This is a genomic window from Arthrobacter oryzae (assembly GCF_037911235.1).
GTDB lineage: Bacteria > Actinomycetota > Actinomycetes > Actinomycetales > Micrococcaceae > Arthrobacter > Arthrobacter oryzae_E.
The window spans coordinates 13,123-34,814 of the sequence record NZ_JBBLYW010000031.1 but is presented as its reverse complement, the minus strand read 5'-3'; the positions used below and the strand labels follow the sequence as shown (position 1 = coordinate 34,814).

Annotated in this window: 19 protein-coding genes; 6 read left to right on the top strand and 13 right to left on the bottom strand. The window is 66.9% G+C overall.

The features are described 5' to 3' along the window. Window positions 1-29 precede the first annotated feature (29 nt). Window positions 30-764 carry a FadR/GntR family transcriptional regulator gene (locus tag WMN78_RS08830; RefSeq protein ID WP_340533385.1) on the top strand — a complete coding sequence of 245 codons (735 nt, stop codon included), beginning with the start codon at window positions 30-32 and terminating at the stop codon, window positions 762-764. A 54-nt stretch (window positions 765-818) separates the two neighbouring features. Here the strand turns inward: WMN78_RS08830 and WMN78_RS08825 are convergent, their stop codons facing one another. From WMN78_RS08825 to WMN78_RS08795, 7 genes are all read right to left on the bottom strand, one after another. After that, on the bottom strand, window positions 819-2,993 hold the full coding sequence (locus WMN78_RS08825; protein WP_340533384.1) for a transglycosylase domain-containing protein: 2,175 nt from the start codon (window positions 2,991-2,993) through the stop codon (window positions 819-821). A gap of 95 nt (window positions 2,994-3,088) precedes the next feature. Next, window positions 3,089-3,922 (bottom strand): HpcH/HpaI aldolase/citrate lyase family protein, encoded by an 834-nt coding sequence (locus WMN78_RS08820; protein WP_340533383.1) that lies wholly within the window; start codon window positions 3,920-3,922, stop codon window positions 3,089-3,091. Further along, entirely contained in the window at window positions 3,907-4,692 is a 786-nt protein-coding gene (gene hpaH / locus WMN78_RS08815) for a 2-oxo-hept-4-ene-1,7-dioate hydratase (protein ID WP_340533382.1), read from the bottom strand. Before hpaH ends, WMN78_RS08820 begins: the two co-directional genes overlap by 16 nt. A gap of 2 nt (window positions 4,693-4,694) precedes the next feature. After that, window positions 4,695-5,780 (bottom strand): 3,4-dihydroxyphenylacetate 2,3-dioxygenase, encoded by a 1,086-nt coding sequence (gene hpaD, locus WMN78_RS08810; RefSeq protein WP_340533381.1) that lies wholly within the window; start codon window positions 5,778-5,780, stop codon window positions 4,695-4,697. A gap of 51 nt (window positions 5,781-5,831) precedes the next feature. Then, entirely contained in the window at window positions 5,832-7,343 is a 1,512-nt protein-coding gene (gene hpaE, locus WMN78_RS08805; RefSeq protein ID WP_340533380.1) for a 5-carboxymethyl-2-hydroxymuconate semialdehyde dehydrogenase, read from the bottom strand. A gap of 9 nt (window positions 7,344-7,352) precedes the next feature. Further along, window positions 7,353-8,045, bottom strand: a complete 693-nt coding sequence (locus tag WMN78_RS08800; protein WP_340533379.1) for a GntR family transcriptional regulator — start codon at window positions 8,043-8,045, stop codon at window positions 7,353-7,355. Further along, window positions 8,042-9,559: a fumarylacetoacetate hydrolase family protein gene (locus WMN78_RS08795; protein WP_340533378.1), complete on the bottom strand. Its 1,518-nt coding sequence runs from the start codon at window positions 9,557-9,559 to the stop codon at window positions 8,042-8,044. Before WMN78_RS08795 ends, WMN78_RS08800 begins: the two co-directional genes overlap by 4 nt. Before the next feature lie 222 nt (window positions 9,560-9,781). Between WMN78_RS08795 and WMN78_RS08790 the strand changes: the two genes are divergently transcribed. Beyond that, on the top strand, window positions 9,782-11,698 hold the full coding sequence (locus WMN78_RS08790; RefSeq protein WP_340533377.1) for an FAD-binding monooxygenase: 1,917 nt from the start codon (window positions 9,782-9,784) through the stop codon (window positions 11,696-11,698). Window positions 11,699-11,707: 9 nt separating this feature from the next. On the opposite strand, the gene WMN78_RS08785 is transcribed toward WMN78_RS08790, so the two are convergent. From WMN78_RS08785 to WMN78_RS08770, 4 genes are read right to left on the bottom strand one after another with little or no spacing between them, the layout of a single operon-like run. Next, entirely contained in the window at window positions 11,708-12,565 is an 858-nt protein-coding gene (locus WMN78_RS08785) for a prephenate dehydratase (RefSeq protein ID WP_340533376.1), read from the bottom strand. A gap of 49 nt (window positions 12,566-12,614) precedes the next feature. After that, window positions 12,615-13,331, bottom strand: a complete 717-nt coding sequence (locus tag WMN78_RS08780; protein ID WP_340533375.1) for a GntR family transcriptional regulator — start codon at window positions 13,329-13,331, stop codon at window positions 12,615-12,617. 4 nt (window positions 13,332-13,335) lie between these two features. Then, window positions 13,336-13,884 carry a PTS glucose transporter subunit IIA gene (locus WMN78_RS08775; protein WP_340533374.1) on the bottom strand — a complete coding sequence of 183 codons (549 nt, stop codon included), beginning with the start codon at window positions 13,882-13,884 and terminating at the stop codon, window positions 13,336-13,338. Then, window positions 13,881-14,111 carry a PTS glucose/sucrose transporter subunit IIB gene (locus tag WMN78_RS08770; RefSeq protein WP_340533373.1) on the bottom strand — a complete coding sequence of 77 codons (231 nt, stop codon included), beginning with the start codon at window positions 14,109-14,111 and terminating at the stop codon, window positions 13,881-13,883. The genes WMN78_RS08775 and WMN78_RS08770 overlap by 4 nt, the downstream gene beginning before the upstream one ends. Before the next feature lie 187 nt (window positions 14,112-14,298). On the opposite strand from WMN78_RS08770, the gene WMN78_RS08765 reads away from it, so the two are divergent. Genes WMN78_RS08765 through nagB form a run of 3 tightly spaced genes read left to right on the top strand, consistent with a single transcriptional unit; the run spans window position 14,299 to window position 17,639 of the window. Next, complete coding sequence (locus tag WMN78_RS08765; RefSeq protein WP_340533372.1) at window positions 14,299-15,573, top strand: PTS transporter subunit EIIC; 1,275 nt, start codon at window positions 14,299-14,301, stop codon at window positions 15,571-15,573. After that, the gene (locus WMN78_RS08760) at window positions 15,563-16,852 is read left to right on the top strand and encodes an N-acetylglucosamine-6-phosphate deacetylase (protein WP_340533371.1); all 1,290 of its coding nucleotides are present in this window, start codon (window positions 15,563-15,565) and stop codon (window positions 16,850-16,852) included. Before WMN78_RS08765 ends, WMN78_RS08760 begins: the two co-directional genes overlap by 11 nt. Next, a complete protein-coding gene (nagB, locus tag WMN78_RS08755; RefSeq protein ID WP_340533370.1) occupies window positions 16,833-17,639 on the top strand; it encodes a glucosamine-6-phosphate deaminase in 807 nt (268 codons plus the stop codon). The genes WMN78_RS08760 and nagB overlap by 20 nt, the downstream gene beginning before the upstream one ends. 87 nt (window positions 17,640-17,726) lie before the next feature. Here the strand turns inward: nagB and WMN78_RS08750 are convergent, their stop codons facing one another. Continuing rightward, on the bottom strand, window positions 17,727-19,136 hold the full coding sequence (locus WMN78_RS08750) for an aldehyde dehydrogenase family protein (protein ID WP_340533369.1): 1,410 nt from the start codon (window positions 19,134-19,136) through the stop codon (window positions 17,727-17,729). A 299-nt stretch (window positions 19,137-19,435) separates the two neighbouring features. On the opposite strand from WMN78_RS08750, the gene WMN78_RS08745 reads away from it, so the two are divergent. Next, window positions 19,436-20,911: an APC family permease gene (locus WMN78_RS08745; RefSeq protein WP_340533368.1), complete on the top strand. Its 1,476-nt coding sequence runs from the start codon at window positions 19,436-19,438 to the stop codon at window positions 20,909-20,911. On the opposite strand, the gene WMN78_RS08740 is transcribed toward WMN78_RS08745, so the two are convergent. Next, window positions 20,888-21,568, bottom strand: a complete 681-nt coding sequence (locus WMN78_RS08740) for an AmiS/UreI family transporter (RefSeq protein ID WP_340533367.1) — start codon at window positions 21,566-21,568, stop codon at window positions 20,888-20,890. The two genes, WMN78_RS08745 and WMN78_RS08740, sit on opposite strands and share 24 nt — an antisense overlap. Between the last annotated feature and the right edge of the window lie 124 nt (window positions 21,569-21,692).

The following is a 21,692-nucleotide window of genomic DNA, read 5'->3' as shown; positions in this document are numbered from 1 at the left end:
GCGCCATGGCGCAGAGGGAGGCTTCACAGATGTCGACGGCGACAGAGGACCACGCGGACGCAACCGACGGGGAGGCGGCGGTCCCGGCCCTGCATCTGCGGGTACTGGATGCCCTCGGCGAAGCCATCGTTTCCGGGGAGCTCGCCCCCGGCCGGCGGCTGACCCTTGAGGACCTGCAGCAGCACTACAACGTCTCCCGCACCCTGGCCCGGGATACCATGCGCGTCCTGGAATCGATGAACCTGGTGTACTCCCGCCGGCGTGTTGGCATCGTGGTGCAGGACCCCGAGCTGTGGAACGTGTTCGATCCCAAGCTGGTGCGGTGGCGGCTCGCGTCCAGCCGCCGGGCAGAGCAGTACAGCAGCCTCACGGAGCTCCGGATTGCCGTCGAACCCATTGCCGCGGCTGGCGCTGCCCGTCGGGCAGGCGCAACAGAGCGCCGACAGCTCACGGCGCTGGCCGCCGAACTGCGGCGGCTGGGCGAAGCCGGGGAGCTGGAAGAGTTCCTGAAGGCGGACATCGCCTTCCATAGCCTGCTCCTGCACAGCTGCGGGAACGAAATGTTCAAGGCACTCGACGGCATGGTTGCCGAGGTCCTGTCCAGCAGGACCAAGCAGGGATTGATGCCGTTCAAGCCGCGTCCTGAAGCACTGCAGGCTCACGAGGCTGTGGCTGCGGCCGTGGCAGCCGGCGATGCCGGTACCGCGGAGTCGGCCATGCACCACATCCTGGACGAGGTCCGCACCGCAATGGGGCTTCCCTAGCCCCTGACGTGGGGGCAAGCGCCTAACGGGAGGACCTTAAACGCGCGCACGCGCCTAACGGGAGGGCGCCGGCGTCGGGCCCTGGGGTGTGTACATGGACGGCGGCGGCGCTGGGAAAGGTTGGGCCGGGTACAGCCCTGCCACCTGCATCATGTAGTTGGCCCATTGCGGACCAGCAAGCATGTAGCCGTCCACTGACTTGTAGAAGTTGCCGTTGATGGTGACGTTCTGGCCCGCCCGTTGTTGGCCCTCCAGGGTGTCTCCAAAGAACGACGCCGTGGCCAGGCCCGAGGTGTAGCCCGCCACCCAGGTGGCGCCGTTGTTGTTGGACGTTCCCGTCTTGGCCGCCACCGGCACCTTGCTCTGGACCTTCGGGTTGATGTAGACGCCGGATCCCATCTTCAGCACGTCCTGGAGCACCGCGTTGACGCCGCGGGCCACCTCGGGCTTAACGGCGTTGCGGCACTGGGAGGATTCGGACGGCAGGTGCCGCCCTGCCGGGTCGATCACGTCGGCGAGGGCGATCGGGCTGCAGTAGCGGCCGTCATTGGCGAACGTGGCAAAGGCGTTCGCCAGGTGCAGGGGAGCCACGCCAATGGCGCCCAGCAGGTTGCCGAGCTGGTGCATATTGACCTGGGCTCCATCCAGGCCGCTGTGGATTCCCACCGCATCCACCATCTTCTGGATGCCGCAAAAGTCAAGCTGCGTGGCGGTGGCGAAGGTTGCCGTGTTGATGGAGTTGTAGAGGCCGTAGTTGATGGGCATGGGCCGGTAGTAGCCTGGATCGTTGTTCTGGAGATCATCCGCGGCGCCCTCGTTCCTCTGGGCGGTGCTGTAGGCGCCCAGCACCTTTCCGCAGCTGGACCGCCACGGGAAGCCCAGGGGATAGGTCCGCCGGGAGGCGTCGATCATGGCGTTGATGGGCTTGCCCTCGTTCAGCCATTCCGCAAACGTGAACGGCTTCATGGTGGAGCCGGGCTGGAACCCGCCGGCACCGTTGAGGTCATTGCCATTGGCGTCCTTGGAGTCGACGTTGAAGTTCAGCTGGGTGTCGAATTTCCCTTCCGCCGGCAGGAACACGGTGTTCTGCGCCATGGCAAGGATCCGGCCGGATCCGGGCTGGACCGTGACCAGGGCGGCGCCCCATTTGTCCGGATTCGCTCCGGCGGTGGCGTCCACCTGGGCCTGCGCGGCGGCCTGCAGCCTGCTGTCCAGAGTGGTGGTGATGGTCAGGCCGCCGCGGTACAGCACTCTCTCCCGGTCCTTGAGTTCCACGCCGTAGGCCGGGTTGTTGAGGATCAGGTGGGACACATAGTCGCAGAAGTAGGGTGCGATGACGGCGGCGGCGCAGCCCTGCCTGCCCGGGGTGATCTTCAGGTCCACGCCGGTGGCTACGGCAGCGTCGTGCTCGGCCTGGGTGATTTTCCGCTGCTCCAGCATGTTGCCCAGGACCTGGTTGCGGCGTTGCAGCGAGTTCTCCGGGTTCGCGGCGGGGTCATAGAAGCTGGGACTGTTCACCAGCCCGGCCAGCAGCGCTGCCTGCGGCAGGGTGAGGTCCTTGGCGGACGTGCTGAAGAAGTGCCGTGCTGCGGCCTCGATGCCGTAGGCGTCGCGGTTGAAGAACACGATGTTCAGGTAGCCCTCAAGGATCTGGTCCTTCGTGTATTTCTTCTCCAGTTCGATGGCGAGCTTCATCTCCCGGATCTTGTCGCCAACGCTCTTCTGGCCGCTGAGGATGACCTGCTCGCCTTGGTCCGCGGAAAGAAACGACTCATTGATGACGTTGGTGACGTACTGCTGGGTCAGGGTGGATGCACCCTGCCGGCCGCCCTGGGTGGCGTTGTACGTCAGCGCGCGGAGGATGCCCTGCGGATCGATGCCGGCATGTTCGTAGAAGCGGCTGTCCTCGATCGCGATGATCGCGTCCTTGATAAACGGCGACATCTGGTCGAGGGTGACCCGCACCCGGTTTTCCGCGTAGAACGTGGCGATGGTCTGACCGTCGGCGGTCACCATTTTGGTGGACTGCGACGGAGGATCGACAGTGAGTTCAGCGGGCAGGTTGTCGAAGAACGTAATTGAATTGCTGACCGCCACCCCGGCGGCCGCCACGCTGGGGACCACCAGGCTGGCGGCCAGGACGCCGCAGATGGCGCTCACGGCAATAAATCCGACCAGCCTTCCCAAGGCCGCGGCAAACCGGGAACCCCATCGCTTCTTCTGCGCCATTTTTTATCCAGCTATCGACGTGCCAGTGACTCCAGAATACGGCTGGCGGCCGCCGGCCAGCCAGAGTCCTACGACCCAACCACCGGAGGTGCCGGTCAGTAGCTGGCGGGGGTGCCGGCAGGCTCAACCACCGGGTCAGGAGGGATGTATTCCGCGGCGAGTGCCTCGGAGCCGCGGGCCAGGATGGCGACGTCGGCGCCGACCAGCACAAACGCGGCGCCGGCCGCAAGATAGCTGCGGGCGGTGGCGGGATTGAAAGCGTTCACACCGGCCGGTTTGCCGGCCGCTTTGGCGGCAGCGATGCAGTGTTCGACGGCGGCACGCACTTCGGGGTGTTCCTGCTGTCCCAGCACGCCCATGGAGGCGGCGAGGTCGGAGGGCCCCAGGAAGATGCCGTCCACGCCGTCGACCGCGAGGATGTTTTCCACGGCCGCGACGGCGGCTTCCGATTCGATTTGGACGGTGAGGCTGATGGTGGCGCTGGCGCGGGCGAGGTAGTCCGGGATGCGGTTCCAGCGCGAGGCCCGGGCCAGGGCGGAGCCCACGCCGCGGACGCCGTGCGGCGGGTAGCGGGTGGCGGCCACCGCGGCTTCGGCCTCGGCGGCGGAGTTCACCATGGGTACCAGCAGGTTCTGCACGCCGAGGTCCAGGTACTGCTTGATCACCACCGTGTCGTTGACCGGCGGCCGGACCAGCGCCTGGACCGGGTAGCCGTGGACGGCCTGCAGCTGGGCGAGGACGGATTCAAGCCCGTTGGGGCTGTGCTCGGCGTCGATCAGCAGCCAGTCCAGGCCGGCCCCGGCGCACAGTTCGGCCACCAGCGGGCTGCCGGAGCAGACCCACATGCCGGTGAGCGGACGGCCTGCTTTACCGTTTTGATTGCGGAGGGCGTCGCGGAACGTGGCGTCCGGTTCTACTCGAAGCGGCATGTGACACTCCCCAGGGGTCCGTAGTCGGCGTGGACGGTGTCGCCCTTGTATACCCAGAGCGGGCGGGTGAAGGAACCGGCCAGGATGATGTCCCCGGCCTTCATCCCGTCACCGTGGGCGGCGATCTTGTTCGCCAGCCAGTGCACCCCGTTGGCGGGGTGGTCCAGGACGCCCGCCGCCACGCCCGTTTCTTCAACGGTCTGGTTCTTGTAGAGGATGGCCGAAACCCAGCGGAGGTCGACGGCGTTGGGCTTCACCGGACGGCCGCCCACCACCATGGCGCCCATCGCGGCATTGTCCGCGATGGTGTCCACGATGGTCCGGCCCTCCATCTCGATCCGGGAGTCCAGGATCTCGAGGGCCGGAACCACGTAGTCGGTGGCGTTCAGGACGTCGAAGATGGTGCAGCCGGGGCCTTTCAGGCCGTCTTTCAGGACAAACGCCAACTCCACCTCCACCCGCGGATGCGTGTACCGGTCCCACTCCACCGAACAGCCCGTCTCCAGCACCATGTCATCAAAGATGGCACCGTAGTCCGGTTCCGTAATGCCGGTGGCCGCCTGCATCGCCTTGGACGTCAGGCCGATTTTCCGGCCCACCAGCTTCCGCCCCGCGTCCTCGTTGCGGTTCCGCCACAGTTGCTGGACGGCGTAGGAGTCCTCCACCGTCATGTCCGGGTAGCGGGATGTCAGGCGCGGCACCGGCTTGCGGTTGCGGCCGGCCTCCAGCAGTTCGTCCGCAATGGCCTCTATCGTCTTGGAATCCAGCATGGCTAGAGCTGCGCTCCGAGCTTGAAGCCTGTCCGGTCCCCCTCGGGGGAGCCGTCCTTGCGGGTGTAGGAGAAGCCGTCGGCGCCGACGGTGACGGCCATCTCGCTCTTGTCCTGGCGTTCGATGACCGGCTGCGGGTTCCCGTCGAGGTCCAGGACCAGGGATGCGTCGGTGTACCAGGACGGGACCACGGGGTTGCCCCACCAGTCGCGGCGCTGGTTGTCGTGGACGTCCCAGGTGATGGTGGGGTTGTCCGGGTCGCCGGTGTAGTAGTCCTGGGTGTAGATCTCGATGCGGTGGCCGTCCGGGTCCAGGATGTAGAGGTAGAACGCGTTGGACACGCCGTGCCGGCCGGGGCCGCGCTCGATCCGGTCGCTGATGCGCAGGGCGCCCATCTTGTCGCAGATCTGGATGATGTTGTGCTTCTCGTGCGTGGCGAACGCGACGTGGTGCATGCGCGGGCCGTTGCCGCCGGTGAGCGCGGTGTCGTGCACAGTCTGCTTGCGGTGCATCCAGACGGCGTAGGAGACGCCGTCGGAATCCTGGATGTCTTCGGAGACGCGGAAGCCGAGGTCCTCCAGGTACTTGCGGCCGCGGGGAACATCCGGGGTGACCTGGTTGAAGTGGTCCAGCCGCACCAGTTCGCCGGCGGAGTAGAGGTCGTAACGCTGGGTGAGGCGCTCCACGTGCTCCACGTCGTAGAAGAATTCGTACGGGAAGCCCAGCGGGTCCTCCACGCGGACGGAATCGCCGATGCCCTTGGTGAACCCGTCCTTGCGGCGTTCGGTGCGGCAGCCCAGCTCCTTGTAGTAGGCCTCGGCGGCGTCCACCTCGGCGGGGGACTTCACCCGGTAGGCGAAGGCTGCGACGGCGGCGATCGGGCCCTTGCGGAGCACCAGGTTGTGGTGGATGAACTCCTCGAGGGAGCGCAGGTAAATGTTGTTCTCGTCTTCCTCGGTGACGTGCAGGCCGAGGAGGTCAACGTAGAACTCGCGGGACTTGGCAAGGTCCGTGACCACAATCTCCATGTACGCGCAGCGCACGATGTCCGGTGCCGGGACGGAGGGCTTCGGGATGACGTTGTTCATGGTGTTCTCTCTTCTTTGAAAGGGGTCTGGAGGGTCTGCGGAGCGCCGGAACTAGGCGCCGAATTTGGGCGTGTGGACCGTGCCGAGGGTGATGTGCACGGCCTGCTGGTCGGTGTAGAAGTCGATGGAGCGGTAGCCGCCCTCGTGGCCCAGTCCGGAGGCCTTGACTCCGCCGAACGGGGTTCGCAGGTCGCGGACGTTGTGGCTGTTCAGCCAGACCATGCCGGCCTCGACGTTCTGCGAGAAGTTGTGCGCGCGGGTCAGGTTCTGGGTCCAGATGTAGGCCGCCAGGCCGTACTTCGTGTTGTTGGCCAGGGCGAGGGCTTCGTCGTCGTTCTCGAACGGGGTGATGGCGACGACAGGGCCGAAGATCTCCTCCTGGAAGATCCGTGCGTCAGGGGCGACATCGGCGAACACTGTGGGGGCGATGTAGTTGCCTTCCGGCAGGCCTTCAGGCCGTCCGCCGCCGGCGAGGAGCCGGCCTTCGGACTTGCCGATCTCGACGTAGGAGGCCACCTTGGCGAAGTGCTCGGGGTGGACCAGGGCGCCCACCTGCGTCTTGGGGTCGTGGGGATCGCCGACGACAATCTTCTTCGCGCGGGCGGCGTACTTTTCGCAGAACTCGTCATAGATGGCCCGCTCCACCAGGATGCGGGAACCGGCGGTGCAGCGCTCGCCGTTGAGGGAGAAGACGCCGAACAGGGCGGAATCGATCGCGGCGTCGAGGTCGGCGTCGGCAAACACGACGCAGGGTGACTTGCCGCCGAGCTCCATGGAGAGGCCCTTGAGGTTGGCGGCGGCGTTGCGGAAGATCGTCTGCCCTGTGGTGGTCTCGCCGGTGAACGAAATCAGCGGGACGTCCGGGTGCTTGACCAGCGCATCGCCGGCTTCTTCGCCGAGGCCGTTGACCAGGTTGAAGACGCCGTCGGGGAGGCCTGCGTCCTTGAAGATCGTGGCCCACAGCGATGCTGACAGAGGAGTGAACTCGGCCGGCTTGAGGACCACGGTGTTGCCGGTGGCCAAGGCCGGGGCAAGCTTCCAGGACTCCAGCATGAACGGGGTGTTCCACGGGGTGATGAGCCCGGCGACGCCGATCGGCTTGCGGTTCACATAGTTGATCTGGGAGCCCGGGACCTTCATGGCGTCGTCGAACTGGGCGACAATCAGGTCCGCGAAGAAGCGGAAGTTCTCGGCCGCGCGGAGGGCCTGGCCTTTCGCCTGGGTGATGGGGAGCCCGGTGTCGAAGGTCTCCAGTTCGGCGAGGCGCTCCTCCTGGGCTTCGACGGCGTCGGCGATCTTGTTCAGGATGCGGGCGCGTTCGCGGGGCTTCATCTTCGGCCAGGGGCCGTTGACGAAGGCTTCGCGGGCGGCGGCGACGGCCAGGTCGATGTCTTCCTTTTGGCCGGCAGCGGCGGTGGCGTAGTTGGTGTTGGAGACCGGGTCCAGGACGTCGAAGGTCTTGCCGCCCACGGAGTCAACGAACTGGCCGTTGATGTAGTGCTGGATGTGGGAGGGGAGGTCCTGCGGGACGTAGTGGGTGGTTTCTGCGGCAGTGAACGTCATTGTTTTTCCTTACTGCTGTGCGGGCTGTTGTTCAGTGGAGGCGGCTTGCGCCAGGTAGGCGTCCAGGGTGGCGCTGCGGTGCAGCCGGGCAGCCTTTTCGATCTCGTCGGCGGCGGCACCCGTTTCGATGAGCCGGAGCAGGGCCTCGTGTTCGTCCACGGAGTCGCGGGCGCGGCCGGGGACGAAGCGGAACGTGGAGGACCGCAGGGATGCGAGCCGGTTCCAGCCCCGGTGGACGAGGTCCAGGATGTGCGGGTTGGGGCAGTGTTCGAACAGGATGCTGTGGAAGTCCTGGTTCAGCCGGGTGAAGCGGACCGGGTCGAAGTGTTCCAGGCAGTCGCGCATTTCCTCGTTCACGGCCCGGGCCCGGGCAACGTCCGCCGCGCCGATCAGCGGAGCCGAGAGTGCCGTGGCGGCACCTTCGACGATGCTCAGGGTCTGCATGGTGTAGAGGTACTCGGTGGGGTCGATGCCTGACACGGTGGCGCCCACGTTCCGTTCGAACTTGACCAGGCCTTCGGCTTCGAGCCGGCGGATGGCTTCGCGGACCGGCACCACGCTGACGCCGAGGTCCTCGGCTATCTTGGCCAGCACAAGCCGGTAGCCGGGGGAATAGGTCCCGTCCACGATCCGTGCCTTGACGGCGGCGTACGCCTGCTCGGACTTGCTCCGGGGGCCTGCAGCCGTGGCCGTCTCAGTCATTGGTTGTGTCCGTTTCCCGTTGCTTCCCATTCCTCATACTTACCGCGCCATTCCGCGTTCAGCGGGTAGAGGCCGTCTACGCTGTGGCCCTGCTGGACCATCTCGGCGATGAAGACTTCCTCGCGCTCCTGGGCGATGGAATCGTCCGCGAGTTCTTCCGCCAGCGCCGGCGGGATCACCAGGATGCCGTCGGCATCGGCAACGATGATGTCTCCGGGCTGCACGGTGGTGCCGCCGCAGGCGATGGTGATGTCCGTGTCCCAGGGGATGTGCCGGCGGCCCAGCACCGCAGGGTGCGGGTTGGAGTAATAGGTGGGCATGTCCATGGCGGCCACGGCGGAGAAGTCACGCACCCCGCCGTCGGTGATCACGGCCGCGGCACCGCGGACCTGGGCGCGGAGGGCCAGGATGTCGCCGATGGTGCCGGTGCCTTTTTCGCCGCGGGCCTCCATCACCAGGATCTCGCCCTCGTTGACGGAGTCGATGGCCTTCTTCTGGGCGTTGAACCCGCCGCCGTGGGCCTTGAAAAGGTCCTCGCGGTTGGGCACGTAGCGCAGCGTCCGGGCCAGGCCCACGATCCGCTTCTCCGGGCGCGTGGAGGTGAGGCCGTCGATGCTGACGTTGTTCAGTCCGCGCTTGCGCAGCTGGGAGGAGAGGGTGGCGGTGCAGACACTTTCCAGCTTGGCCTTCAGTTCCGGGGTCAGTACCGTTCCGACGGCGGCGGGAGCCTCGACGGCAGGGAGCCCGGCGGCTTCGCGGGAACCGTACGCTTCCTCCCGCTGGAGGTCATCGGTCCGGGGCCGGGCACCAAAGTCCGCGAACGGCGTCGTGCCTTCCGCCACCCGGGTGGCCAGCCGGCCGGTGGTGAGTCCGGCGCCGGCGGCCCCCGTCGCCGTCGTGCTGACCTCAACCTCGACGACGTCTCCCGGCCTGGCAACGGAGGCGCCGGCCGGAGTGCCGGTCAGGATGATGTCGCCCTCTTCGAGGGTGAGCAGCTGGGACAGGTCCGCGACGAGCCGGGCGAACGGGAAGAGGAGGTCTTCGGTGGTGTCGTCCTGGACCAGCTCGCCGTTGTGCCACGTGCGGATGCGGAGTTTGGCGGGGTCCACGGCGTCCGCGGCGATCAGCCCCGGTCCCACCGGTGTGAAGCCGTCGCCGCCCTTGGACCGGAGGTTGGAGCCCTTGTCCGCGTAGCGGAGGTCGTAGACGCCGAGGTCGTTGCTGGCGGTGACCCACTCGACGTGGCTCCAGGCGTCCCCGACGCCCACCCGGCGGGCCGGCTTGCCCATGACCAGTGCGATCTCGCCCTCGTAGCCGAGGAGTTCGCAGCCGGCCGGGCGTTCCACCGTTGAAGGGGCTTCTGCCGAGCCGATTGCCAGGGAAGACGATGGTTTCAGGAAGTAGGAGGGCTGTTCCGGAGTGCGGCCGCGCTGGGCTGCCCGGCTGGGGTAGTTGATATGCACCGCGATGACCTTGCGGGCCGCGGCCAGGATGTGCTCGGTGACCTGTTCCAAAAGTTACTCCTCATCGAGTACGAAATCGTATACGATAACTATTGCCCAGGAAGCGTGGAACGTCAACCCTTTGTTTTAGGGAGTTTTCCGGGTTGCTTGTAACGCGGGTCATATCTGCGTACAGTTTTGAATGAGCACCAGATTTCTATTATCGAACACTTAGTTCTGATATCGAATACATCCGACGGCGATACGCCGCCACACAATGAAGTGAGGACCCCCGTGCAATTCCACCATCACGGTTACGTATCCGGTGACCCGCGAGTCCAGCCGGCAGCAGGCGTAGGCATCAATCGGCCCACTGAGCTTCCTGATGAGGTGGACGTCCTCATTGTCGGCACAGGCCCTGCCGGCATGCTGGCCGCCGCCCAGCTGTCCCAGTTCCCGGACATCACCACCCGCATCGTGGAACGCCGTGCCGGCAGGCTGCCTATTGGCCAGGCGGACGGCATCCAGGCGAGGAGCGTCGAGACCTTCCAGGCCTTCGGCTTCGCCGAGCGGATCATCGCCGAGGCGTACCACATCACCGAAATGGCGTTCTGGAAACCGGACCCGGCCGACCACTCACGCATCATCCGGGGAGCCCGCGCGGTGGACGACGAAATGGGGATCAGTGAGTTCCCGCACCTCATCGTCAACCAGGCCCGCGTCCTGGACTACTTCGCCGAATTCATGGCGAATGCGCCCACCCGCATGGCGCCTGATTACGGCTTTGAGTTCCGGAGCCTTGAAGTCACCGGCGAGGGGGAGTACCCCGTGACGGTGACCCTCGCCCACACCGCCGGTCCCAAGGAAGGCCAGGAGAAGGTTGTCCGGGCCAAATATGTGATTGGCGCAGACGGTGCGCGCAGCAAGGTACGGGATGCGATTGGCTGCACCCTCGCCGGCGACGCCGCCAACCACGCCTGGGGTGTTATGGACGTTCTTGCCGTGACAGACTTCCCTGACATCCGCACGAAGTGCGCAATCCAGTCCGGGTCGGGCGGCAGCATTCTTCACATCCCTCGCGAAGGCGGCTTCCTGTTCCGCATGTATGTTGACCTCGGTGAGGTGGACCCGAACGATAAGGGTGCCGTGCGCAACACCTCCATCGAGGAGATCATCCGCAAGGCGAACGAGATCCTCCACCCGTACACACTCGACGTCCGCGACGTCGCCTGGCACAGCGTGTACGAGGTGGGCCACCGCCTCACCGACCGGTTCGACGACGTCCTCCCGGACCAGCGGGGCACCCGGACACCCCGCGTGTTCATCACCGGCGACGCCTGCCACACGCACAGCGCCAAAGCCGGCCAGGGCATGAACGTTTCCATGCAGGACGGGTTCAACCTGGCGTGGAAGCTCGGCCACGTCCTCGAAGGCCGCAGCCCGGAAAGCCTGTTGACCACCTACTCGGACGAACGACAGGTCATCGCCAAGAACCTCATAGACTTCGACAAGGAGTGGTCCACGATGATGGCGAAGAAGCCTGAAGAGTTCGAGAGCCCTTCCGAGCTTGAGGACTTCTACGTCAGCACCGCCGAGTTCCCGGCCGGCTTCATGACCCAGTACACCCCGTCGATGCTCACCGGCGGCGCCGAACACCAGGACCTGGCCGCCGGCTTCCCCATCGGCAAGCGCTTCAAGTCCGCGCCCGTCGTGCGGGTCTGCGATACCAACCCCATGCAGCTCGGACACCACGCCACGGCAGATGGACGGTGGCGCATCTACGTCTTCGCCGACGCGGCAGCGCCGGCAGCGGGACAGGAGGGTGCCCCCTCACCTGTGGCAGACTTCGCCGAGTGGATCGCGAAGGCGCCGGACTCGCCGCTGGCCGCCACGCCGTCGGGCGCCGACCTCGACGCATGGTTCGACGTGAAGGTGATCTACCAGCAGCCCCACACGGACATCGACATCAACGCGGTCCCGGCGGTGTTCAAGCCGCAGGTGGGCCCGTTCCAGCTGACGGACTACGAGAAGGTGTACGCTACCGATCCGAAGGCGGACATCTTCGAATTGCGCGGCCTCGACCGGGGCGGTGTGATCGTGGTGGTGCGCCCGGACCAGTACGTGGCCAACGTCCTGCCCCTGACGGCGACGGCGGAACTCGGCGCGTTCTTCGCAGCCCTCCTCTCGACCGGACGGGCCGCGGCTGTCTAGCCACGGTCCTCAGCCGGCGAGTGCCTGCCCGGTCCGGTATTCCGCGGCGGCATAGACGCCCAGGATGCGCACTTCGGTGGTGAAGAAGTCCAGTTCCTCGAGGGCCAGCCGGACGGGCAGGTCCTCGGGGTGGCCTTCGACGTCGGCCATGAACATGGTGGCGGCGAACTCGTTGCCCACCATGTAGCTTTCCAGCCGGGTCATGTTCACGCCGTTCGTGGCAAACCCGCCGAGGGCCTTGAAGAGCGCGGAGGGCACGTTGCGGACCCGGAACAGGAAGCTGGTCACGGCCGGTCCCGGCAACGCCTCCCGGGAGGGCAGTTCCTTCTCCGGGGCCAGGACCACGAACCGGGTGGTGTTGGAAGGGTCATCCTCCACCCGCGAGGCGAGCACCTCCAGGCCGTAGATTTGCGCGGCCAGCGGGGGAGCAAGGGACAGCTTGGCCGGATCGTTCCACTCCCGGACTTCACGGGCAGAGCCTGCGGTGTCCCCGGCAATAACAGGCTTCAGCCCGGCGCTCCGGATGAGGCGCCGGCACTGGCCCAGGGCGTGGATGTGGCTGTGGACCTCGGTGGCGCCTTCGATGGTGCTGCCGGGGATGCCCAGCAGGTCGAAGTGGATGGGAAGAAAGAACTCGCCCACGATCTGGAGCCGGGACTGGGGGAGCAGGACGTGGATGTCCGCCACCCGGCCGGCGATCGAGTTCTCGATCGGAATCATGGCCAGGTCGGCTTCACCGCCGGACACCAGCTCGAAGGCGTCCTCGAAGCTGGCGCACGGGATGCTTTCCAGCTCCGGGAACATCTGGGCGCACGCAATATTGGAATTAGCGCCGGGCTCACCCTGGTACGCAATCTTCTGGGCCATGCTGGGTATGGTTTCACGCCGGGCGGCCACCTACCCAACTGTGTCCCCGTCAGAGCGCCAGCCGCATCGACACCTGGTACCGGTCCGAGCGGTAGGTGGAGATGGAGTATTCAATGGGCGTGCCAGGGTCTTCCTGTCCGGTGAACGACCGGCGCCGGAAGAGGAGGACGGGGGCGCCGGGCTCGATATCGAGCAGGGCCGCGGTTTCCTCCGGTGCCGCAGCGGCTTCCACTGTCTGTTCCACATGCTGCACCGGGTGCCCGGAGGCAGCGAGGACCCGGTAGAGGGAGCCGGTCAGGTCCTCTGAAAGCAGGTCCGGCAGGAGCCGGGGCGGCAGCCAGGACTCGTCAACGCTGACGGGCGCCCCGTTTGCCAGGCGAAGCCTGCGGACCTGGTAGGCGTCCTGCCCCGGAGCCAGTCCCAAATGCTCGGCTGCGGCGGCGGCCGGCTCCGCCGTTGTGGCAGTGATCACCCGGGTGCTCGGTTCGAAGCCGGCCGCCCGCATGTCCTCATTGAAGGAGGCCAGATGCAGGGTTGAGCGCACCAGTCCGTGCGAGACAAAGGTCCCCTTGCCCTTGATCCGCACCAGCGCCCCGTCCCGGACGAGGTCCGAGATCGCCCGGCGCACCGTAATGCGGGAGACGCCGAACTGCTCCTCCAGCTGGCGTTCGCCCAGCAGCGCGTCCCCGGGTCGCAACGTGGTCGCCACGAGGTCCTGAAGCTGCCGGCGCACCCAGACGTGCTTTAGTTCCCCTGCCGTATCCATGGGTCTATCTTTCCGGAAGTTGTCCGGGCAGGTCGAACAGGTGCCCGCCGGCTTCCACGCGGCCGCCGGAGGCCGGAGGTTCAATCGCGTCCGGTGCGCTGTCCAGGATCACCACGGGGCTGCACATGCTGAGGTTCTTCGAGCGGACAAACCTGACATCAACGCTGATCATCGGATCGCCGGCCCGGACCTGGTCGCCTTTCTGCGCCAGCACGCTGAAGCCTTCGCCCTTGAGTCCGACCGTGTCGATGCCGACGTGGACCAGGACTGCCGGTCCTGATGCGTGCTGGACGATGTAGGCGTGCGGCATGACCTTGATGACGCGGCCGTCCAGGGGTGCGACGGCGGTGAGCACACCGGCGTCGTCGTCCGGGATGACGGCGGCGCCTCCACCCACAAGGCCTTTGGCGAACACCGGGTCCGGCACCTCGCTCAGCGGGATGAGGCGGCCGGGCAGGGGAGAGGCCACGCCGACGGCGCCGGCTGCCGCGCCGGTAGCTGCGGCGCCGGCTGCCGGGCCGGTAGCTGCGGTGCTCACTTCGGGTGTGCTCACATCAGATCCTGGATGTCTTCGGCCAGGCTCTCGGCTTCGGGACCCACCACCACCTGGACCACCGTGCCGGACATCATGACGCCGTGGGCGCCCGCGGCCTTGAGCGCCGCCTCGTCGACGCGGGCAGCATCCACCACTTCGGTGCGCAGGCGGGTGATGCACCCTTCGATTTCTTCGACGTTGTCGGCGCCGCCCAGGGCGGCGAGGATGACTTCTGCTTTGGACATGTCCACTCCTGTTGATGGTTAGCGGTGAAGGCCGGCAGGCTCCGGAGGCCTTTTTTCCGGCCTGAGGTTGACAACTAAGCCCGGTGCACTTCACAGTGATGATTGTCACTGGTTATAACCAGTTAGCAAAACTCTACTGAATCCCGCACCCCCGCACAAGCACCCCTTTTTTGAAACGAGGAACCACATGTCCACGGAAAACCCGTCCGCTTCCGCCGGGGCCGGCCCGCTGGCCGCGCCGGCCCCGGGAAAGGCCAAGGGCAACGGCAAAGCGCTGCAGAACCTGCAGCGCTTCGGCCGCAGCCTCATGCTCCCCATCGCAGCCCTTCCCGCCGCCGCACTCCTCCTGCGCCTGGGCCAGGACGACCTGCTGGGCAGTTTCGAAGGCCTGACCACCGTCGCCCAGGTGATCGGCGCGGCCGGCGGAGCCCTGTTTGAGAACCTGCCGCTGCTTTTCGCCGTCGGCATTTCCTTTGGCTTCGCCAAGAAAGGCGACGGGTCCACGGCGCTGGCCGCCGTCGTCGGCTTCCTGGTCCTGACCAACGTTTTCAAAGTCATGGCACCCCTGGTGCTGGGCGCCGCGCCGGAGGGCGGCAAGGACCCCGTCATCAACTACGGCGTGCTGGCCGGCATCGTGATGGGCCTGACCACGGCCTGGCTGTGGCAGAAGTTCCACCGGACCACCCTGCCGGACTGGCTCGGTTTCTTTGCCGGCCGCCGCCTGGTGCCCATCCTGACCTCCTTCGCCGCGATCGTGATCGGCGTGGTCATGGCCCTCATCTACCCGTTCTTCAATTCCGGGCTGACGGCCGTCGGCAACACCGTGGCGGACAACACCGTGGTGGGCAGCGGTATTTACGGCACACTCAACCGGCTGCTCATCCCGCTGGGGCTGCACCACATCCTGAACTCGATCGTCTGGTTCATCATCGGGGACTACAACGGCACCCACGGCGACCTGAACCGGTTCTTCGCCGGCGACCCCTCCGCCGGCGTCTTCATGACCGGGTTCTTCCCCATCATGATGTTCGCCCTTCCCGCTGCCGCCCTCGCCATCTGGCACGAAGCCAAGCCTTCCCAGAAGAAAATCGTGGGCGGCGTCATGCTCTCCACAGGCCTCACCGCGTTCCTGACCGGCATCACCGAACCGCTGGAATTCTCCTTCATGTTCGTGGCCTGGCCGCTCTACCTCGTCCACGCCGTCCTGACCGGGACGTCCATGATGCTGGTCAATTTCCTGGGCATCCACCACGGGTTCGGCTTCTCCGCCGGCGCCATCGACTACGTTCTCAACTTCGGAATTGCCCAAAATCCGTTGTGGCTGATCGCCATCGGGCTGGGCTACGCAGCGGTGTACTACGTGGTGTTCCGCTTCGTGATCCGGCGCTGGAACCTGCGCACCATGGGCCGCGAAGACGAAACCGACGAGAACGGTTCGATGGCCAAAGCCGATGCAAGCTGATCCCGGGGTGCCGGGACCTCATCCCCTCGGAGGCAGCGACGGCGGCGGGCTGGGGCTGCGGGGGCGCCTCGTCACCGGCCGGACCGGCGAGGGAGTGATCGACGACGGCACCGTGGTGATCGCCGGCAGCAGCATCATGTGGGCCGGGCCGACGACGGAACTGCCTGCCGGCGTCGACGTCGAAACAACACAGGTGCCGCTCATCCTGCCCGGGCTGGTGGACGTGCACTGCCACGGCGCCGTGGGGCACACGTTCTCCGCGGACGCGGAGGGTGCCCGCCGGGCGGCGGGTTACTACGCGGCGCAGGGAACGACGTCGGTGCTCGCCTCGCTCGTTTCGGCACCTTCGGATGTGCTGCTCGGGCAGATCGCGGTGCTGCGGGAGCTGGTGCAGGACGGCACACTGGCCGGCCTGCACCTGGAAGGACCCTTCATCACCAAGAGCATGTGCGGGGCCCAGGACCCGGCGGCCATCATCGACGGCGACCCCGGGCTCCTGAAGGAGTGGCTTGAAGCAGGACAAGGCACGGTTCGCTCCCTCACGCTGGCACCGGAAACCGCGCACTTTGAGGAGCTTGTAGCCCTGTGCCGGGACTTCCGGGTGGTCCCGTCGATCGGCCACACTGGCGCCACGGCTGCCCGGACGCGGGAAGTACTCGGGGGAGGGGACGGGCCGTGGTCCGCCACCCACCTGTTCAACCGGATGCCTCCCCTGGGCCACCGGGCGCCGGGGCCTATCCCTGTCCTCCTGCAGGCCGCGCGGCGGTCGCCGGACCGGATGGTCCTGGAGCTGATTGCCGACGGCGTCCATCTGGACCCGGAGATTGTCCGCATGGTCTTCAGCCTGGTGGGGCCGGGGTCGATAGCGCTGATTACCGATGCGATGGCGGCGGCCGGGATGTCCGACGGCCTGTACACGCTCGGAAGCCTGGACGTGCTGGTCCAGGACCGGGTGGCCAGGCTGGTTTCCGCGGACGATGGCCGTCCCGGGGCGATCGCCGGGGCAACAAGCCTTCTGCTGGAAAACGTCCAACGCTGCGTCGGGTGGGGCGTGCCCCTGGCCGATGCCGTCTCGGCGGCCTCAGCCACTCCGGCCCGCCTGATGGGCCTGGACCAGACGGACGCCAGCCAACCTGGTTCCACGCCCCTGGGCTCCCTCGCCACCGGGAACCGGGCCGACGTGCTGGTGACCACCGAAGAACTCGAACTGGTGCAGGTCTACAAGGCCGGCACACCACTACTGCAGGAAAGGAATACGCGTGCAGATCATTCTGTGTGAGTCCGCAGAACAGGTAGGGGGCAGGGCCGCGGACATCATCGAGGCCCGGGTGAGGCAGGGCCCGGCCGTCCTCGGGCTCGCCACGGGCGGTTCGCCGAGGTCCACGTACCAGGAGTTGATCCGCCGGCACCGCGACGAACAGCTCAGCTTCAGCCAGGTCACGGCCTTCACCCTGGACGAATACGCCGGGCTGCCGCCGGAGCACGAACAGAGCTACCACTCCACCATCCGCCGGGAATTCGTTGGCCACGTGGACCTGCCGTCCGGGCAGCTCTTCACGCCGCAGGGCGACGCCCCGGACCTCGTTGCCGAAGCCGACCGTTACGACGCCGCCATCACGGCCGCCGGCGGTGTGGACATCCAGATCCTCGGAATCGGCGCCAACGGCCACATCGGGTTCAATGAGCCCACCTCGTCGCTGGTGTCCCGCACCAGGGTAAAGACCCTGGCAGGAGCCACCCGTGCGGACAACGCCCGGTTCTTCCCGGCGGGCGACGTTCCAAGGCTGTGCCTGACCCAGGGGCTGGGGACCATCCGCGAAGCCAAGCTGGCGGTGCTGGTGGCCATGGGGGAGAACAAGGCTGCCGCCGTCCATGCCATGGTGGAAGGACCCGTCAGCGCACACTGTCCCGCCTCGGTGCTGCAGATGCACCGCCGGGCCGTGGTCATCCTGGACCCCGCAGCCGCATCCCGCCTGAGCCTGCTGGACTACTACCGGGACGCCCAGGAGTTCAACGACCGGCTGGGTCAAACGCCCACGCGGCCCTGGCTGCAGCAACCGGTGTAGGTGAAGCCGGTGTAGGAGTTTTTGTCCAGATAATGGGCGGAAATCGCACGCCAAGTCCCTCTAAGTGGACAAAAACTCCTTCCTTACCTAGCCGTTGATCACCTGCGGAACACCCAAGGCTTTCAGGCCTTCGACGCCGAATTCCAGGCCGTAGCCTGACTGCTTGGCGCCGCCGAAGGGAACCCGGGGGTCCACCGCGCCGTGCTTGTTGATCCAGACCGTGCCGGCCTCGAGCCGGGCGGCCACTTCGCGCGCACGCGCCGGGTCGGAGGACCAGACGGAGGCGCCGAGTCCGACGTCGAGCGCGTTCGCCATGGTGACCGCCTCGTCCACGGTGCCGTAGCGGATGATCGGCAGGGCCGGGCCGAACTGTTCCTCGGCCACCAGCGGGTTGCTGTTGTCGATGTCCGCCACGAGGGTGGCGGGGTAGAAGTGGCCGGGCTGGTCCGGGGCCGGGTTTCCGCCCAGCAGCACGCGGGCACCGGAGTCGCGGGCGGCGTCCACGAGGCGGGCCACGATGTCGTACTGCGCCCTGTTCTGCAGGGGGCCCAGGACGTTGTCCTCGTCCAGTCCGTTACCCATGGGCATCGCGGCGGCGACGGCGGTGAGTTCGGTGCAGACGGCGTCGTAGATGTCGTCGTGGACGTAGAGGCGCTTGAGCGCCGCGCAGGTCTGGCCGGTGTTGATGAAGGCTCCCCAGAACAACCCCTCTGCAATTCCTTTGGGGTCGGCGTCGGGAAGGACGATGCCGGCGTCGTTGCCGCCAAGTTCAAGGGTGAGACGCTTCACGGTATCCGCGGAGGAGCGGATGATCGCCTTGCCGGTGGCGGTGGAGCCGGTGAACATGACCTTGCCGATCGCGGGGTGTTCGGCCAGGCGGGCGCCGACGTCGCGGCCGCCGGAGACCACCGTGAGGAGGCCTTCGGGGAGTTCCTCGTTGAGGACCTTGGCCAGGGCCAGGACGGACAGCGGCGTGTATTCGGAGGGCTTGACCACCACGGCGTTGCCCATCCGCAGGGCGGGGGCGATCTGCCAGACAGTGATCATCATCGGCCAGTTCCACGGCCCGATCGCGCCCACGACGCCGATGGGCCGGTAGTGCAGTTCGGCGCGGATTTCGCCGTCGTCCACCACCGTCTCCGGTTCCAGCGGCGTGCCGGCGGCGACGCGCAGCCAGGCGGCGCAGGCCCCCACCTCGAAGCGGGCGTTGGGGCCGTTCAGCGGTTTACCCTGCTCCCGGGAGAGCAGCCGGGCGAGCTCTTCGGCGGAACGTTCGACGGCGTCGGCTGCTTTGAGGAGCGCGGCGCTACGCGCGTTGTGGCCCAGGGCTGCCCACGCGGGCTGGGCTGCCGCCGCGGCGGCAATGGCCGTTTCGAGATCCTGGAGGCTGTGGACCGGCGCCTCGCCCACGGGTTCCCCGGTGGCGGGGTCCAGGATGGTCCGGGTTTCGCCGGTGTCCGGGGTGATCGAGGCCAGGAGGGCATCGTAGGTTTCCATGGGGTACTCCACTTCGAGTAGGTCAGAGAACGCGGCCGGAACGGCCCAACAGCGCTGCTTCCAGCGTCCTCCGCCGGGGGTCGCTGGTCTTGTGTATCCGCGAACGGCACTTGACCGGTGGCGAACAGTTGCCTCGGCGTCACTGCGCTGAGGAACAACAACTGATCGCTGCAAGACAAGCCGGGCCCCGAGCCAACTGCCATGCTGGATTTCAGCTGCACCGTTGGCCGGGCCCGGCACCCTTCGCAAGCACTTTCCCCAGCACGTTTCCAGCACTCATGACCGTTAAGAAGGATCCAATGAGTATTTCGAACCCCGCATCCCGTACCGCGGAACCCGGTTCCCGGCAGGAACACTCCACCGCCCTGCGCGCAGGCAGCATCGGCGTCCTGGGCATTCTGTTTTTTGTCCTGTCCGCGCAGGCCCCGCTGACCGGCATCGTGGGAGCGGCTCCGCTTGCGGCCGCGCTCGGCAACGGGGCCGGCGCCCCGGGGGCCTACCTCGTCGTCGGCATCGTTATTGTCATTTTCGCCGTGGGGTTCGTGGCCATGAGCCGGAAGGTGCAGACCAACGGCGCCTTTTACGCCTATGTGACCGCGGCGTTCGGGCGCAGGGTCGGCGCCGGGGCGGCATGGCTTGCCCTCCTGGCCTACAGCACGGTGCAGGCGGCAATGTACGGACTGTACGGAGCGGCGTTTTCCGGCCTGCTGGCCTCCGCCGGGATACCTGTCCCGTGGTGGCTGCTGGCTGTGGTCACCATGGCCGGGGTCCAGGTCCTGGGCTCCATGAACATCGAGCTCGGCGCCCGTGTCCTGGCGGTCCTGGTGGGCCTGGAAGTGGCCATCCTCCTGATGTTCGGATTCTCCGTGCTGTTCAAGGGCGGCGGCCCCGAAGGCCTTGATATCGCCGCATCCTTCGCGCCGGCAGCCATCGCCAGCGGAGCTCCCGGCGTCGCCATTATGTTCGCGGTGGCCTCCATGTTCGGCTTCGAATCCACGGCCATCTACTCCGCCGAGGCCAAGGACCCGCACCGGACCGTTGCGCGGGCCACGTATCTCTCCGTGGGCATCATCGCCGTGTTCTTCTCCTTCATCACCTGGATGCTGGTCAGCTTCTACGGGCCGTCACACGTCGTCGATGCCGCCGGCGCCGCCCTGGAATCCGGGGACGCAACCTCGTTCGTAATCGGCCCCATCGTTGAGATGTTCGGGCCGTGGGCCGGGATCACCACCGGCGTCCTGCTGGTGACCTCGCTGCTGGCAGGCATCATCGCCTTCCACAACGGCATCAACCGCTACCTGCACTCGCTGGCCCTGCGCGGTTCCCTTCCGGCAGGTGTTGCCCGCACCAACAAGCACCGTGCGCCGGCCGCCGCTGCCTGGATCCAGACCGCGGTGGCCGTCCTGCTGGTGGCGCCGTTCGCGCTGCTGGGACTTGACCCGGTGCTGACGCTGTTCTCGTGGTTCAGCGGCCTCGCCGTTGCCGCACTGCTGGTGCTGTACATGCTGTGTTCCCTGGCCGTCGTGGCCTATTTCCGCAGGGAAAAGGTGGCCGGCCAGCAATGGCAGACGTTCATCGCCCCGGTGCTCGCGTCCGCCCTGCTGGCGTGGGTGCTGTACCTGGTGGTCAGCAACTTCACGTCCCTCATCGGAGGCAGCACGGAAACGGCCGTGGGGCTGCTGGTGGCCGTCCCCGCACTGTTCCTGGCCGGAGTCCTCGTGGAGCTCCGGGCGGAGAAGCAGATCCGGGCCTCAGAGCTTGAGCTGGTCGGGTAGCGGACGTTCCATCACGGCGGCGGTGCCGGCGACGGCGGTGCGGGCGGCGGTTTGGCCCCCGCACCGCCCTCGCCAGGCGAGCCCGCCGGCCAGCAGCAGAAGGAAGGCAAGGGCCGCTGCCGCGGCAGCCGCCGCCGGTGCCGCTTCGGGACCGTCGGGCCAGCGCCCCGTGATGCCCAGGAACGCCGGGACCGTGGCTGATGCCTGGCTGGTGAGGACCAGGGACCAGCCGATGAGTGGCCCCAGACGCCCGAACCCCAGCGCCAGTTGGAGGAAGAACAGCAGCCACAGGTAGGTCCAGCAGAGCCACAGAACGGCCAGCAGCGGATCCTCGGCGGACCAGGCCGCGGCGAGGAGGGGGCCGGACGTGGCCACCATTCCACAGAACCAGCCGAGGCCCCGGGAACCGAGGCCCAGCAGGTAGTCCAGGCCCACATAGACGTACGTCAGCCCGAACAGGACCATCCCGGCAGCGCCCAGCAGCAAATGCGGGCCACCGTCGTCGGTAATCCCCAGGTACGCAACGCCCAGGACCAGTTGAATGCCGCCGATGACCAGGCTGAACACGGCAGCGTCCCGGCGGGGGAGGAGATCCAGCGCCGCCAGGCCGTTGAGCAGGAGCGCGGCTCCGGAGAGAAGCAGGCAGATGGGGGCCATCAGGAGTCCCCCGCCGGACCGCGGACCGGGCTCACGATTTTCGTTTCATGGAAATTAAATGTCACAATACGGATGTTAGTGGACCCTCGATTGGCCATGCGCGGCCTGTTCGGTCACAATTGTG

What these genes read in the sequence shown, in the direction of transcription:
- hpaE (WP_340533380.1), bottom strand. Translation starts at nt 7,343, where the DNA reads ATGACGTTCACTGCCGCAGAAACCACCCACTACGTCCCGCAGGACCTC.
- WMN78_RS08830 (WP_340533385.1), top strand. Translation starts at nt 30, where the DNA reads ATGTCGACGGCGACAGAGGACCACGCGGACGCAACCGACGGGGAGGCG.
- WMN78_RS08760 (WP_340533371.1), top strand. Translation starts at nt 15,563, where the DNA reads ATGCAAGCTGATCCCGGGGTGCCGGGACCTCATCCCCTCGGAGGCAGC.
- WMN78_RS08745 (WP_340533368.1), top strand. Translation starts at nt 19,436, where the DNA reads ATGAGTATTTCGAACCCCGCATCCCGTACCGCGGAACCCGGTTCCCGG.
- WMN78_RS08770 (WP_340533373.1), bottom strand. Translation starts at nt 14,111, where the DNA reads ATGTCCAAAGCAGAAGTCATCCTCGCCGCCCTGGGCGGCGCCGACAAC.
- WMN78_RS08785 (WP_340533376.1), bottom strand. Translation starts at nt 12,565, where the DNA reads ATGGCCCAGAAGATTGCGTACCAGGGTGAGCCCGGCGCTAATTCCAAT.
- WMN78_RS08740 (WP_340533367.1), bottom strand. Translation starts at nt 21,568, where the DNA reads ATGGCCCCCATCTGCCTGCTTCTCTCCGGAGCCGCGCTCCTGCTCAAC.
- WMN78_RS08825 (WP_340533384.1), bottom strand. Translation starts at nt 2,993, where the DNA reads ATGGCGCAGAAGAAGCGATGGGGTTCCCGGTTTGCCGCGGCCTTGGGA.
- hpaD (WP_340533381.1), bottom strand. Translation starts at nt 5,780, where the DNA reads ATGAACAACGTCATCCCGAAGCCCTCCGTCCCGGCACCGGACATCGTG.
- WMN78_RS08820 (WP_340533383.1), bottom strand. Translation starts at nt 3,922, where the DNA reads ATGCCGCTTCGAGTAGAACCGGACGCCACGTTCCGCGACGCCCTCCGC.
- WMN78_RS08780 (WP_340533375.1), bottom strand. Translation starts at nt 13,331, where the DNA reads ATGGATACGGCAGGGGAACTAAAGCACGTCTGGGTGCGCCGGCAGCTT.
- WMN78_RS08765 (WP_340533372.1), top strand. Translation starts at nt 14,299, where the DNA reads ATGTCCACGGAAAACCCGTCCGCTTCCGCCGGGGCCGGCCCGCTGGCC.
- hpaH (WP_340533382.1), bottom strand. Translation starts at nt 4,692, where the DNA reads ATGCTGGATTCCAAGACGATAGAGGCCATTGCGGACGAACTGCTGGAG.
- WMN78_RS08750 (WP_340533369.1), bottom strand. Translation starts at nt 19,136, where the DNA reads ATGGAAACCTACGATGCCCTCCTGGCCTCGATCACCCCGGACACCGGC.
- WMN78_RS08800 (WP_340533379.1), bottom strand. Translation starts at nt 8,045, where the DNA reads ATGACTGAGACGGCCACGGCTGCAGGCCCCCGGAGCAAGTCCGAGCAG.